This is a genomic window from Duganella zoogloeoides, from assembly GCF_034479515.1.
Taxonomy (GTDB): domain Bacteria; phylum Pseudomonadota; class Gammaproteobacteria; order Burkholderiales; family Burkholderiaceae_D; genus Rugamonas; species Rugamonas zoogloeoides.
On the sequence record NZ_CP140152.1, the window covers coordinates 927476 to 941665 of the forward strand.

At 51.2% G+C, this 14190-nt stretch carries 12 protein-coding genes; all 12 read right to left on the bottom strand.

The window, feature by feature from the left end; translation table 11 throughout:
* Nucleotides 1–21: 21 nt before the first annotated feature.
* Nucleotides 22–1290 carry a glycosyltransferase family 4 protein gene (locus SR858_RS04075; protein ID WP_084670044.1) on the bottom strand — a complete coding sequence of 423 codons (1269 nt, stop codon included), beginning with the start codon at nucleotides 1288–1290 and terminating at the stop codon, nucleotides 22–24.
* Nucleotide 1291: 1 nt separating this feature from the next.
* The gene (locus SR858_RS04080; RefSeq protein WP_019923017.1) at nucleotides 1292–2392 is read right to left on the bottom strand and encodes a glycosyltransferase family 4 protein; all 1101 of its coding nucleotides are present in this window, start codon (nucleotides 2390–2392) and stop codon (nucleotides 1292–1294) included.
* 51 nt (nucleotides 2393–2443) lie between these two features.
* Entirely contained in the window at nucleotides 2444–3475 is a 1032-nt protein-coding gene (locus SR858_RS04085; protein ID WP_084670042.1) for a glycosyltransferase family 2 protein, read from the bottom strand.
* Between the two features lie 90 nt (nucleotides 3476–3565).
* On the bottom strand, nucleotides 3566–4849 hold the full coding sequence (locus SR858_RS04090; protein WP_154819972.1) for a hypothetical protein: 1284 nt from the start codon (nucleotides 4847–4849) through the stop codon (nucleotides 3566–3568).
* 42 nt (nucleotides 4850–4891) lie between these two features.
* Complete coding sequence (locus tag SR858_RS04095; protein WP_084670040.1) at nucleotides 4892–5575, bottom strand: acyltransferase; 684 nt, start codon at nucleotides 5573–5575, stop codon at nucleotides 4892–4894.
* Complete coding sequence (locus tag SR858_RS04100; RefSeq protein ID WP_019923012.1) at nucleotides 5568–6521, bottom strand: glycosyltransferase; 954 nt, start codon at nucleotides 6519–6521, stop codon at nucleotides 5568–5570. The genes SR858_RS04095 and SR858_RS04100 overlap by 8 nt, the downstream gene beginning before the upstream one ends.
* Complete coding sequence (locus tag SR858_RS04105; RefSeq protein WP_026637499.1) at nucleotides 6514–7779, bottom strand: O-antigen translocase; 1266 nt, start codon at nucleotides 7777–7779, stop codon at nucleotides 6514–6516. Before SR858_RS04105 ends, SR858_RS04100 begins: the two co-directional genes overlap by 8 nt.
* 108 nt (nucleotides 7780–7887) lie before the next feature.
* Complete coding sequence (locus tag SR858_RS27720; RefSeq protein ID WP_084670038.1) at nucleotides 7888–8217, bottom strand: DegT/DnrJ/EryC1/StrS family aminotransferase; 330 nt, start codon at nucleotides 8215–8217, stop codon at nucleotides 7888–7890.
* A gap of 191 nt (nucleotides 8218–8408) precedes the next feature.
* Nucleotides 8409–9320, bottom strand: coding sequence for a GDP-mannose 4,6-dehydratase (locus SR858_RS04110; RefSeq protein ID WP_019923009.1), 912 nt, complete (start codon nucleotides 9318–9320; stop codon nucleotides 8409–8411).
* A complete protein-coding gene (gene gmd, locus SR858_RS04115; protein WP_019923008.1) occupies nucleotides 9317–10357 on the bottom strand; it encodes a GDP-mannose 4,6-dehydratase in 1041 nt (346 codons plus the stop codon). Before gmd ends, SR858_RS04110 begins: the two co-directional genes overlap by 4 nt.
* Before the next feature lie 60 nt (nucleotides 10358–10417).
* A complete protein-coding gene (locus SR858_RS04120) occupies nucleotides 10418–11629 on the bottom strand; it encodes a GumC family protein (protein WP_040377973.1) in 1212 nt (403 codons plus the stop codon).
* A gap of 75 nt (nucleotides 11630–11704) precedes the next feature.
* Nucleotides 11705–14026: a polysaccharide biosynthesis/export family protein gene (locus tag SR858_RS04125; protein WP_040377926.1), complete on the bottom strand. Its 2322-nt coding sequence runs from the start codon at nucleotides 14024–14026 to the stop codon at nucleotides 11705–11707.
* Between the last annotated feature and the right edge of the window lie 164 nt (nucleotides 14027–14190).

The window sequence follows — 14190 nt, forward strand, 5'->3', positions numbered from 1 at the left end:
CCGCGACGCCAACGGTAGAAATCAGATATCGAAGATCTGCTTGTATCGGGCTTTGATGCTCTGATCCGCGTAACTACGCAGATAGAGCTGGTAAGAATTGCGCGAGATGCCGTGGTTGAAGTCTTGATCGAGGAGCTTTGCCATCCAGGAGCCGTACTTGGATAGATCATTTTCGACGATACAGTCTTCATTTGCTGCCGATACAGCGACCCCTTCCACGCCGAAATCGGTCGCGATGATCGGCAAGCCGTAGGACAGAGCATCGATCGTCTTGAGCTTGACACCACTGCCAAACAATAACGGCACCAGCATAGCGCAAGCACTATGCAAGACATCATCGAGGCTTTCGACGTAACCCTCGATGCGTACATTTGCAGGAAATTTCTTAACTAATTCCAACAACGACGCGGCCGGATTTTTGCCGATCACCCTGATCATGACATTCGGTATGACCTTCACGATACCGGGCAGATGCAAATCGATGAAGCTCTCGAGACTTACAGCATTATGGGGAACATCAAGGCCACCAAGAAATACAAAAGTGGGCGACTGCTTCCAGGTACGCTCATAAGGACGCACGTTCGAGGAGATATAGGGCGGGAATACATGCACCCCACGTCCACCCCATGAACTCAACAACTGCGCTTCTGCCCTGTTGATCAATAAGTTATCGGGGAAAGATTTCGCCTGTGAAGACTCGGATTTCGCCACCAGCCGGGACTCATAAGAGAGCAGTAATTTCTGTACGAACGAGAATTTTTTAATATATGGCCGCAGGACGGTCGGAACATGCTTTTCAAAATTTCCCAAGGGATTAAAACTCTTCATCTCTGGTAAATTCAACGCGCGTATCATGCTCTGATACCTGACGGAAAAAAGATCTTCGAGGTAGAGTACGTTTCTGGCCCTGCCTGTATCAAGCAAAGGCAAATATTGGCCCATGCGAATGGTATCGAAAACGATAATATCCGCATCAATATCGTCAATAATTTTTTGAAGCTGGGCAGTAACATTTTTCGAAAAAAACAGCGATTCCTGGATGCTTTTTTTTCTCAGGATTGCTGTATGCAAAAAAATATTGATCAATTTTCTTGCACCGCTTGGCAAACTGTAAGTGCAATTTTTGAAACGTTGTGAATTTTGCACCGAAGAATCGGTGATAGGATGGACGAGGAAGAAATTTTCCGGCGAAATAGTTTCGCAAAAGAAGCGTATCATTCCTGTCATTACCACTTTTTTACCAACGTCTGCGGGATACGGGTATAACGTTGAAATCAGCGCAACTTTCATCTTATTTCACGATCCCATAAACTGCGAACATCTTTTCTGCCATCTTGGCGGAGGTAATTTCTTTCATCCGCAGATAGCCCTTTTCAACCAGGGCCGCACTACCGGCCTGATCGCATACCATGCTCAAAATACCGTCGGTCAACTTTGGTACCGACGTCGGATCGACCAAAATAGCCGCGTTGGCCGCCAGCTCATTCATTGGCGGGAGATTCGACGTCAGCAAGGGTTGACCCGAGGCGAAAGCTTCCACAATCGGCAGGCCATACCCCTCCATCAGACTTGGAAACAGCACGCCGTTTGCATGGCCAAGTATGGTCCGCATTTCATGGTCGCTGACCCAGCCGGGAAACTGGATTGCCGGATTACTTGCGTGCTCCTGAGCGAGTGCGCAGTTGGAAGGCATGCCGAGCACCGCCAACTGCCATCCATCGAGCTTGGCCTCAATAAAGGCCTGGACACACCGGGCCGAATTCTTATGTGGACTGACGCCGCCGATATGGAGCAGATAGTTCTTCGACGATATCCATTTCTGGACAATAGCACGCTCGCCAAATTGTTTCGGACAGGTCCGTTCAACAGGAATATAGACGACCTCGGAGTCGAGCTTGAGGCGTGACTTGATCTCGGCAGCAGAATAATGGCTGTCCGTGATGACATTGGTCTTGTACTGTGAGATTAACTGGACGCAAAACTTCCGATATCGGTTGCCCCATCCCTGATAAAAATTACCACCAGAAGAGGTCATGTAGATCAGATCATGAACAGTCACCACGCGTCTGCTTTGAAATAATCTTCCCAAGCCCGGAAAATTCATCAGGACCGGCATGGTGTTGTAAGGGAAGTGAACAACATCTGCGCGTTCCGCTAACACTGTGAACGGTACTGAAAATTGCTCCCACACGGGAAAAGGCAGACGTTTTTTCCGGATATAGCTGATACGCTCGGGGGATACCAGCAAGGTATCAGGGGTGTCGTCAGGTATCATGACCCTGATTGCACAATGCACCGGAGCATATCGTGCAACCGCTGATAGTAACTCCTGCAGGTATCGGCCCATGCCACGCGGCTTATCCAGATAATAACCGTCTATCAACAACTTCATAACTTCAGATTTCCATAATTAGATCAACATGAGAACGCGGAGAATGCGGGCTTATTTTCGACCGCCCAGTTTTGGTGTATAACCCAAAGTATTTCTCGCAAAATTGATCATTTTTTCCACCGTGCCGGCGCCAACGATCCTGATCAGGTAATAATAAACATGGAACATGGGGAAAGCCTTCAAGCCCATGTTGCCGAGTTCTTGATAGTACTTCTTGAACACAGCAGGCTTCTTGTCGGCGTGATAAGCCAACCACGGGAACGAGTAGTTTGCGATATCACGCAAGATGCCGGCCAATGCGCCTTTATGTGTCTTGTCTATCGATTTGGCGATGGTGACGACGCCGGTCATCATGTGGATGCGGGCATCTATCGTGTATTCGCCAGGCGTGTATTTGCCTTTTTCGGTGCTTGAGTGACCGAAATCGGGCGCCTCGTCCGCCCGGCACAGCGCAATGATTTCCGGCGTGAACACACCGTTGTGCTTCAAAATGATATTACCGACCAAGTGCAACTGATAAAACAGAGAACCATCAAATTCCGATGACTCCAGCGCCAATGCGGGCTGACGAGCCACAGTCAGACCAGCCAGAACACACGAACGGCGGAAGAAGAATGCCAGGCTATCGAGTCCCGCTGGCATAAAGCGCTCATCCGGGAAATATTTTACAGTTTGCACGACATTGTCAGGGGTACCATTGAACCAGCCATAGCCGCGCAAAATGACACCGACATCTTCATTGCGTGCAATGACTTCGGAAAGGTTCTTCAGCGCGCCAGGACACAGCACGTCGTCATTTCCAAGGAAGACGCAGTAGTCGCCACTCGCGGTTTTCAACAACTGGCGCAAATTACGGTCAAATCCGAGATTGGTGGCATTTTCGTGATAAACGATCAGGTCGCCATGAATGCTTTGATATTCCCGGGCGATCGCACCAATTTCCTGACGCTGAGGAGAAACATCTTCGCAGATGACGATTTCAAATAAATACTCTTTTTGACTGACCACAGAGTCCAGGACTTGCTTCAGATATTTTGCTCTATTATAGGAAGGGATGCAAACTGATAATCTAGGGGATTTCATATTTTTCCAAAAAATTCTATGCCATCTGAATGGCTATTTAGCTACTGATGTTTTATGCAAGCGTCGTAGTTGTCGCCCAGTTAAATTTTTTCATGCTGATGCTGATGCTGCTATGGTCTTGCTGCCGGGGCGGCGTGAATGAATGGGCAGGAAAATTATCGCTGCGATGAAAATGAATATGAACGCAGATAACACGACATCATTCACGGCATGGTCAGGGCCCAGAATGAGCAGGAACGATTTATAGTAGAAGAACGCAATGACAATAAATCCAAGTCCCAATCTCTTCATCTGGTTTAGTGCCCGGTTCAGCAAGCCTATGATTGCGCCTACCACAAACGATAATATGGTTGTCAGTACCGGGCTTTGTGTCAGCAACAGCCATAACACGTTGTAGCGGAATGTTGGGCCGAACAAGAGATCATTTTTATTAACTACTTCATTGATTGCATAGCCGTAATTCAGCGGTGCCGCATCCCAACTGACCACGCGAAAAGATGCCAAAAGCGAACCAAACAGCTGATAGAAAAATCCCTGAGGTGGCAATAGATCAATTGTATCGTCGACAAACGCCATATAGTAAACGTCGCCCGAGGCAAGCAGCCTTGTCATCAAACCGCCTATCATTGCTCCAATGTCGGTCGTGCCCAACACCACCGAGAACATCATGAGCATTACAACGATTCCACCCAAAGTCAGAAGAAATTTTTTCTTGAATGAAAGCGGTGTCGTTCTGCCGTTGGTCAAGAAATAAATAAATATATAGAACAAGAAAAATGCCTTGTAGCCGCTTAATGCACCGAACATTATGCTGATCAGAAACAGCAGGCGTTCAATTTTGGAATTCGGCTTACCGGTGATTTTTTTCTTCACATAATAAAACAGAACGAACAGCGCCGTGGCAACTTGCGACAGACGCAGCATGACCCCAAAGCCACCGGCAGACGCGTCGTTACGGCTTTCTAGCAGTAGCGGAATTCCGTTGGTAACATATACCATCAGGTTCGCCCCAATGGCGATGATCATCGTAAACAGCATCCCGAATTTAAGTTGTTTGACGAATTGCTCCGAAGGTGTCTGCACCTGAAATGTCGGTTGCGGTCGTGCAAACAGTAAAATTCCTAAAAGCAGTGCTGCTTCCGAAAATATGTAAGTCAGCGTGTAGTACATCTTTATTTCGTTGTACATCGCCAGAAAAATTACATTGGCCGTGCAAATCGAATTGGTAAAAATAACGTAGAAATAAAGCGGATCCAATATTGACTGGACAGTTTTCCAGAACAATAGCCGATATAGCAAAAAAAGCCCCAGCCATAGCGCAATATATGCCTCCATGTGTTGAAGCGCCAGAAGGGAAAATTCAAGGGTTGTCATGTTAGTTGGTATTTTTAACCGAAAGACACAAGTCCGGCATGATTAGATTTTCTTCCACGTGCCCGACTCTTTATCGAATCGTTTGATGGCTTTGGCGGGCGCCCCGGCGACCATCGTCGCTGCCGGCACATCGCCCTTGACCACGCAATTAGCACCAATTACAGCGCCCGCACCGATTCTGACAGGTCCCAAAATAATGACGTTATCACCGATCCACACATTGTCTTCGATGATGACATCGCCGCGCTTTGCCAGTTCACGTTCTGCAGGCGGTTCCTCGGGACGACTCTGGCCCACGCCTGTGTAACGGCCGTGGTTATGATCGGAAACGTGGACGCGGCTGCCGAACAGGACACCGTTGCCTATTTCAATCTTATTGACGCTGGTAATATGGACATCCAATGAGAAAGAAACATTGTCGCCGATAGTAATCGTCGGGGAAAATGATTGATGACGGTAATGCTGAACCGCCTCCAGCCATAATCCACCATAAATGGAAACGCCGCTGCCCATGGAAATACATTGGGTACCACGAATGGAACAGCGCGGGCCGATATTCAAGCCTGGGGCTTTGAGCAAATGCGCGTACACTTTGTTGCGCAACCGCGAAAAGATCCATGCGCACAGCATGTACAGCGCCCATGGCAGCGGCTCTGATGTGAACTGCTTAATGCGTCGAGCCAGCTTGCCCTGCTTCGCACGAGGCATATTCTCTGAATCAGACATCTTGAGTCTGCCCTAAAATTTTTGTTCTATAAAAATCATAAGCGACACGGGCACCCAGAATTCCTGCGTAAGCCGCTGCCACGAACGGCAATAACAAGCGCGATGCCAGTCCATCTCGCCAGCGATTATACGTAAACGCTTGCATGCCTACTACGGCGCGACGCCATATCGGCATGCCGATCATTGCGTGTTTACGGGAGTGGTAAATGTTTTTTCTTAATTTTAAAACATTGCTCTGGGTATGCGATGTATTCGTAGTATGGATGCGGTATTTTGCCACCGGTTGATTCAGGTAGCGCAGAGAATCTTTCGAGCTCAGGAGATAATACAGCTGCATGTCCTCGCTGAATATTTCCAGATTTAATACGGAACTGCCATCCGGTTTCAGTATTCCCTCGCGCCGACACATCAACACGGAGCCATAGATATTCCAGCGGAAAATCAGTTCCCAAGGCAGCGTACGGGGATCGCACAATGCCACGCGCGAACTCGGTTTGCCGATCTCGCCAATGGCGCTGGCGCCCGTGATTTTGCTCTGCGCATCGATTGGAATCGCATCGCCGAATACGGCCATGACACCAGGCTCGTTAAGCAAGCTCAAACGTGCTGCGATGGAACCGGGTAGCAGTACATCATCACTGGCTACGATCGCAATAATATTGCCGGTACTGTTGCGCAGCAGTCGGTCAAAAGTGTGGGTAATTCCGGCATTTTCCTGGCGTTGGAATTCGATGCGTGCAAAGCGGCTACCGTGCGTTTCCTTCCACTGCTGCGCCACCTGAAAGCCATTATCCGAAGAACCATCGTCGATGAGCAAAAGCTCGATGTTTGAGGGGTCCTGTTGCAGGACGCCGTCAAGACATTCGACAATATACGCGGCATGGTTATAAAGCGGGATTAACACCGAGGTGAGTTGCCTGGTCCCGTGCGAATTTAAACTAGACATGTTTGGTTTCCATTTTGTTCATTTCATTTCTGACTAGTATCCACATGGCAATCCAATATAGTAAATAGTTGGCAGCATATGCCATCGCGACGCCCTGGAAACCATATATTTTGGAAAGCATCACAGTAAAACCGTAAAAAGAAAGTGAAAAAATTACTTCTGTCAGGACAAAGGCGCGAACCATGGCTCTTCCCAGCATGATGTAACTGAGGATCCATGAACCAATTTTCAAAATATCGCCAGTTAGTTGCCAGAAAAATAACTCTCGCATGGGTGCAAAATCCTTGGAGAATAATTTTTCAATAATGAAGTCGCGTAAAAAATACATCACAACTGCGCCAAGTATAACCATTGGTAGCACTACGCTATAGACCTTGGCAATCTCTTTGCCCAGTTCCGTGCGCGTCTTGATTTCGGCCAGGCGTGGAAGGTAATACATGGATAATGTGAGCGTAATCAGCATCAAATAAATCTCGCTGATTTTCCAGGAGGCTTGCCAGTAGCCGGCGGCATCCAGGCCCAGGGTCTGCGACAAATGATTTCGGATGAACATGAAGGCGAGGGGAGACATGATGGCACTTGTCAGACCCATCAATCCGAATCCCGACAGTTCTTTTACAACCGGCCGGTCGAGCTTGCCCCATAAGTACGCGGCCTTGAACCAGCCGCGGCGCGCTACCAGCGCGCCCGTTGCCAGCAACGATGCAGCGGGACTGATGGCGATGGCCAGCAGAGCGCCGTACAGGCCTCCCAGATAGGTCAGCGCACCCACTACCAGCAGGCTGAGGAGGCTGCCCACGATATTGGCGCTGACATAGGTGACCACGTCCTTTTTACCATTGATAATGGCAAGCAGGAGATTATTCAGGGCAATCGCTGGCAGAGCAAGGCCAAGTCCTATGAACACTGTATCCATATCGGCACGCTCCAGCAACTTTCCTGACAGCCATTGATGGGCGACGATAAACAGCAGGCTTGCCACCAACGTAGCCGACAGGGTCAGCTTTACTGCTGTTTGCCAGATAGTATGCTGCTGCGATTGATTGTCAAAATGCTGTGCAGTACCCTTGGTAACCCCGGGGCCCATCACGCCACCACTCAAGCTCAAGGCGACGGCAAGGGCGTTTTGAAATTGCCCTATCACCGCATAACCGGATGGTCCCACGTACAGTGCAAGCACCTTGTTCAGGATCATTGCGGCACCGACCTTTACTACAACGGCAATACCGTTCAGCAGGCTTGATTTAACTAGACTCATTGTTTAAACGCACGTACGCCCGAGGCAATCAGTGCTCGGGTGATGTTGAAAGTACGGGCGCCAGGCTCGACCGGTGCCACGGGGCGCTCCGCATTGAGTAACGGCGAGTCAGGTCGCAATAGACGTGTTGGTTGGCACAATGATTTCGTCGCCAGGTTCCACATCCATGACGCGCAATGCCAGGTGCGTTGCGTCAAGCCCGTTGACCAGGCCCCTGCACTGGGTGGCACCGTAAAACTGTGCATATTCGGCTTCGAACGCCGCCACTTCGGCGCCGCCGATGTAATATCTGCTATGCAAGACCTGCTGTATGGCCGAGTAATCTCGGTCTGGCATTCGATATAGGCAGCTTTCAGGTCCAAGAAGGGAACAGTCATGCTCATGCCTTCGCGGGCACTGGGAACTTCGGCAGGGCGACCGTCTTGCAGGCGTCGACATAAAAGTTGTTGATGATAATTGACATATCGTAAATCAAGAATGAAACGGGCGTCGCCCACTGACCTTAGCGCCATAAATTGTTCGCAGCAGCAACAGCAACGCCAACAACCGCGCATGCGGAGGGAACTAGCAAGAATTTCGGCAAACACATAACTTAGGGCAACAAAACGGCATTGCACACCTTAACAGTATTACCGGTGCGTGACATCCTGTTCGTCTGTAGTCCGTTGCTGTAACTCCTGCTCTTTAACCAACAACATGTTACGCAAGGTTTGTTCCAGGCTCAGTGGTGCGGGCAGGGGAATGGCAGGAGGGGGTAATGCCGTCAAGCGTGATGGGTTGCCGCAAAGCCGATGTACTTCGCCGGCGCGGACGAATGCCGGGTTGACGGTGACGTCCATGCGGTGACCCGTGATCCGGGTCAGCAGTTCGATGACCTGCTTTAGTGCGTAGGCGTTCCCCGAGCAGATGTTGTAAGTTTCGCCTGCCACACCATGCTCAATCAGTTGTAAATAGGCAGCACTGATCATGCTCACGTCGTTGAACTCGCGTTCAACATGGAGATTCCCCAGTTCGATCGACGACGCGCGGCGCGCAAAATGATTCACCAGCTTCGGTATCAAGAACTGATTCGCCTGCCCCACGCCGGTGTAATTGAACGGCCGAGTAAACACCAGCGGCAGCCGATCACCGACAGTCCTCGCCATGTGTTCCATGGCCAATTTGCTCGTGGCATAATGGTTCATCGGTGAAGGCGGCTGGTTTTCTCCAATGGGCGAGGCATCACAGTTCCCATACACGTTGGCACTGCTGGCTAACAATACGCGCTGCGGCAACTTGGGCAGCGCCAGCAACGCGTCAAGCAGATTCATCGTGCCTACCACGTTGACAGCATAAAACGCGTTCTCGTCCGCCTGCCCTACAAAACTGATTGCTGCCAGATGCACCACGCTGTCAGGCGCGGCAGCCAACACTTCTTGCCGCAACTCGACTTTGTCGGCGAGGTTACAGGCGAGCGCGACTACCTCGTGACCTGCTTCACGGGCCATGTTGGCGAAGTGCCTCCCCGTGAAACCGGATGCGCCTGTCAGCAGGATCTTCAAAACGAGAAGCCCAGCTTGTTGCGAGCCAGATCTGCATCGTACATCAGTTTACACAGCTGTTCGAGCGTGGTCTCAGGCTTCCAGCCCAGCACGCGCTCGGCTTTGGCAGGATCGCCGATTAACAATTCCACTTCGGCCGGGCGGTAGAATTTCGGGTTGATGCGAACAATGGTTTTGCCATTGCTTGTATCGACACCGAATTCGTTTTCGGCAGCGCCTTGCCATTCCAGCGTGATGCCAGCAGCCTTGCAGGTCATGGTGACGAAGTCACGGACAGTTTCGGTACGGTTGGTGGCGAGCACGAAGGTGTCAGGCTCATCAACCTGCAGCATCTGGTACATGCCCTCGACGTATTCCTTGGCAAAGCCCCAGTCGCGCTTGGCATCGATATTGCCCAGTTCGAGACAGTCGAGCTTGCCCAAGCTGATCTTGGCGATGCTGTCGGTAATTTTACGGGTCACGAATTCACGGCCGCGCAGCGGCGATTCGTGGTTGAACAGAATGCCGCTGGCGCCGAAGATACCGTAAGACTCGCGGTAGTTGATCGTCATCCAGTGGGCGTAAAGCTTGGCCACACCGTACGGGCTGCGCGGGTAAAACGGCGTTGTTTCCAATTGCGGAATCTCTTGTACTTTGCCGAACATTTCCGACGTCGAGGCCTGGTAGAACTTGATTTTCGGATTGACGAAGCGAATCGCTTCGAGCAAATACAGCGCGCCCAAGCCGGTGATGTTTGCCGTGGTTGCAGGTTGGTCGAAGGAAACTCCGACGAAGCTCTGCGCCGCCAGATTATAGATCTCGTCCGGTTGGATACGATCAACCAGGCGCAGCACACCGCTTTGGTCGGTCAGGTCGAATTCGACCAGGTGAAGATCCGGGTGGTTTTGAACGCCCAGCTCCTCGAGGCGCCAGAAATTTGTCGAGCTGGTGCGACGGAAAGTTCCGTAGACGGTGTAGCCGAGTTCCAGCAAGTGTTGAGTCAAGTAGGCGCCATCTTGGCCCGTAATGCCCGTGATGAGCGCGATTCTTTTGGTCATTTTTTTAATAAGTTAGTTAAAAATAAATATTTTTCAATGCTACTAATGCTGATTTGATGATTATCTTGATCGTACCAGGGCCTTCAATTCATCCCATTGGGCTTTACCCTCGGGATCGGCGAGAAGTTTTTTTCGCTTTTCTAACATAAAGGATAATCCTATCGCCGCAAACAAACCCAGTATTGCGGAAAGCAGAATGAGCATCACGCGTTTTGGCTTGAATTTACGTTCCGGTTCCATTGCAGGATCGAGTACTTGCACCAAGGCTGTATCCTTGGCTTCTTCAAGGCGTGCCATTTCATATTGTTTTGCAAGCAACTCGTAGAGCATCTGGTAATATTTTACATCACGTAATATCTTTATATTTTCCAGGCCAACCTGTTTGATCGAACCCTCCGCCTTATCGCTATCGATGGCCGGACGGCCATTTTCCAGCCTGGACAGTTCGGCACGCAAGCTGCTGAGCTCTTCCTGGGCGCGTTTGAACTCGGGGTTGTTAATTGTGACAAACGCCCTCATCGAGCTCAGCTGAATTTCCTTGGCCGAAATCTGGGCGCGCAGACGGCCCACGGTCTCGACGATGGCGCGGCTATCGGCGTCGACACTGATTACCCCGTGGGTATCAAGGGCGCCCTTCAGCGCCATTTCGGCTTTGGCAAGATTATCCTTGGACTGCTCTAGCTGCCGCTCGAAGAATACCCGGCGCTGCGACGCCTCGGTAACGGCAAGCACCTTGGTCAAATTCACCAACTCAGTTACATATCCGTTGGCAAGTTTGGCGACGAGTGTCTTGTCTTCGTCCTCCACGTCGATCGTGATGAGTCCGTCTTTCCCCGCGACGATATTGCTGTTAGCTTCGAGAATGGTACGCGCCTTTTCCCGCGACTCCACGTCATACACTTTTTTCAGGTCAAATTTTTCAACCAGTTTATCCGATACGCTACGGCTTTTTAACATGCCTACGTAGAGATCATTGGGATTCTTCAGACCTGCTGCTCCGGCCAAGGCACCCGCCGCGCCGCCCAGCTGCGACAGCAGGGCCGATGCCCCGGATTGCGCTTGCTGCGGTGGCAATAGCTTCGCATTCGCCTTATACACACTCGGCAGGGCAAAGCTGATTCCAGCCCCCAGAATGGCTGCCACTACCGGTAGCCCAAAAATCAGTTTTTTGTGCTTTGCCAAAACAACCAGGATATAGAGCAAGCTAAAGTCGCGTTCGCTCGTGTCCCCGGTATCCGGTAACGAAGGGGGTTGTATCTGATTAATACTCATGTGCTGTTTATACTGTAAAGACCAACTGGAAAGTATGAGGCTGAATGCAGGCTTGAAGCTCAAGCCTGCCTTTCATTAGTCACGCAACGTTTTGAAAGCTGCCGCACCAAGGCCGAAGTTCGCCAGGATTTGCGTCCATTCGCGAGCGCCACCCATGAATTTTGTCCAGCCCGTTTCCTTGTCAAACTTCTCAGGAACGACAATGTTGTCGCCGGGCATGACTTCTGTGCCGCCGAAGCCGCCGGACAACCAGCTACCGGAATCGCGCGACACGACACTGCCGTCCACCCGCAACAGGAAAATATTGTCTTGATCGGCATCTGCCGTCAGTCCCGATTTCTCCAGATAGTCTTTCACGCGTAGACCTTTACGCCACAATTGAGAGGATTCGACATTGACCGCACCGTAAATTTCGACAAATGCCGGGCGCGCAGGTACCAGCAAACGGTCACCATTTTCCAGTTTCAGCTGCGGCAGAATGGCAAAGCGCGTCTCCTGCGGATCTAGTCCGAAAGATATACGACCGGTTGGTTTAAGCCGGCGCAGGCGATCTACTGCCTGTTGTGCTGCAACCGCTTGTGCCTGAAGCCTTACCTCGGCCAGTTGAGCATCGGCGACGGAGCGGGCATTGGACGCTGCGCGCGATTGGTCAGAGCGTGCTTGGCTTTCCAGCCGATTGGCAAGCTTTTCAAGATTTGCTTCCTGCTGCTTGCGCACCTGTTCTCGATAGAAACCCGTACCGAACAGGTAGGCATTGCTGGTAGGCCCCCCAGCCTTTGCCAGCATCGACTGCAAGGTTTCACCAGCCGTCATCTGGTACACGCCGGGCGTCTTGACTTCACCTTCAATCCGGACAAAGATACGGCGCTTGTCCATCGGTACGGCGACGTCCTGTTGCGAAAAAATTGTTACCGTGTCGCCAGGCTGCAATAGTACATTGTCGGCGCCGGACGGGTTGCTGAATACATTGCCAAGGTTGAACGGCACCAGGCTGACACTCAAGTCATCCCTATTGATGCGCTCGATGACCGCATAGTCCCAATTGATCTCGTCGATCAGGCCGCCGATACGAGCGGCAATATTGCCAGCCTGGTCATTGGTACGATTTTCATCCTCGGGATTGACAGCTTCATTTTGTCGTTTAATAGATTTGCGAGAAATAAGGTACTGGCGGTTTGGAATCAGGTCGCTGATACGCATGCCGGACGTGAACGGTGTGCGCACCGACTGATCTACATTACCACGCAGTACAACCGCATTCGAAAAATCAGGAGTGATCGAGGTGATGTTAAGGACGTCGCCATCCTTCAGGGTCCGCTTCATTCCTGCAGTATTCAAAGCAAATTGCTCGACAGTGCGTGGCTGACTCTTGCCAGCATCTATACGCTCCAGAAATGCGCGGCGCGGATCTGCCAGTACCGGCACACCGCCAGCGTAGGCAATCAACGATTCTATCGTGTCGCTACTACTTTTCAACTCATAGATGGCCGGCGTGTTAACCTTGCCGATGAGTGCCACGTGGCCAACTGCGGCAGGGATAAAAATCGTATCACCATCCTGGAGCTTGATGTCGGCCGACTTGTCGCCCTTGCCGATGAAAGCGTACAGGTCGAGTTCGGCTGCCACCTTGCCGCCGCGCTTGATTTGCACATGGCGCATGCTGCCGTTGGCATTGGGACCGCCGCTAGCGAACAGGGCAGTGACCAGTGTGGACAGACTGGACATATTGTAAGTGCCCGGACGGCTGGCCTGGCCAACCACATACACGGTAATCGAACGCAGGCGCCCGAAGTTCACGTTGATCGTGACACCTTTGTACAGGCGGCCCACGGCGTTGCGAATGACTTCTTCAGCATCGCCGGCACGTACGCCGGCCAATGGCACGCTGCCGATGGTGGGAATCGAAATCAGGCCGTTGCGATCAATGGTTGCACGATAATCGATATCGATGCTGCCCCAGCCACGAATCATCAGTTCATCCCCAGGGCCGAGGGCATAATCGTTCACCACGGGCGCATTGGCGACAGGAGAAAACACCGGCTGCGAGTTGGCAAAAAATTCAGCGCCGAAAATCGGCAGGGTGGTATTGCCGCCTACACGATCGGAAACAAATTGCTGGAACTCGCTAGGATTGCTTTTGCGTGGCGCTACTGGACGAGGGGCATCGGAAGCGGAGCGCCCAGGGCTTGGCCTGGTTGCCTGATTGTCGGCTGCGTCATCACCAATCGTAGGCTGGTTGACGATACTCACCCGCTTGGGCGCTGCGACAGGCAGACTATTGCCCGTGTTGGAATCCTGGCCGAACAAATCATCTCGGTCCGGGCCGCTCTGTGCTGAAACGGCCAGCGAGGCAGAGGTCAAAGCAACGGCGATGAAACAATTTTTAAGTTTTGACATTAAACTGTGTAAGTAAATAGTGAACCATAAGGGACAGGTTTCTTCAGTCGGGCATCTTACCGCATATCGCTGGTTTGAAGAACAAATACTTGGCGTTAGACAAAGATTATGCCTGGCCCAGTGACGCCTTTACGACATGAGAATGGCGCTGATTTATTATTGCA

Excerpts from the sequence above, each read along its gene's own strand:
- SR858_RS04075 (WP_084670044.1), bottom strand. The coding sequence starts at position 1,290 with ATGAAAGTTGCGCTGATTTCAACGTTATACCCGTATCCCGCAGACGTT.
- SR858_RS04080 (WP_019923017.1), bottom strand. The coding sequence starts at position 2,392 with ATGAAGTTGTTGATAGACGGTTATTATCTGGATAAGCCGCGTGGCATG.
- SR858_RS04085 (WP_084670042.1), bottom strand. The coding sequence starts at position 3,475 with ATGAAATCCCCTAGATTATCAGTTTGCATCCCTTCCTATAATAGAGCA.
- SR858_RS04090 (WP_154819972.1), bottom strand. The coding sequence starts at position 4,849 with ATGACAACCCTTGAATTTTCCCTTCTGGCGCTTCAACACATGGAGGCA.
- SR858_RS04095 (WP_084670040.1), bottom strand. The coding sequence starts at position 5,575 with ATGTCTGATTCAGAGAATATGCCTCGTGCGAAGCAGGGCAAGCTGGCT.
- SR858_RS04100 (WP_019923012.1), bottom strand. The coding sequence starts at position 6,521 with ATGTCTAGTTTAAATTCGCACGGGACCAGGCAACTCACCTCGGTGTTA.
- SR858_RS04105 (WP_026637499.1), bottom strand. The coding sequence starts at position 7,779 with ATGAGTCTAGTTAAATCAAGCCTGCTGAACGGTATTGCCGTTGTAGTA.
- SR858_RS27720 (WP_084670038.1), bottom strand. The coding sequence starts at position 8,217 with ATGTCGACGCCTGCAAGACGGTCGCCCTGCCGAAGTTCCCAGTGCCCG.
- gmd (WP_019923008.1), bottom strand. The coding sequence starts at position 10,357 with ATGACCAAAAGAATCGCGCTCATCACGGGCATTACGGGCCAAGATGGC.
- SR858_RS04120 (WP_040377973.1), bottom strand. The coding sequence starts at position 11,629 with ATGAGTATTAATCAGATACAACCCCCTTCGTTACCGGATACCGGGGAC.
- SR858_RS04125 (WP_040377926.1), bottom strand. The coding sequence starts at position 14,026 with ATGTCAAAACTTAAAAATTGTTTCATCGCCGTTGCTTTGACCTCTGCC.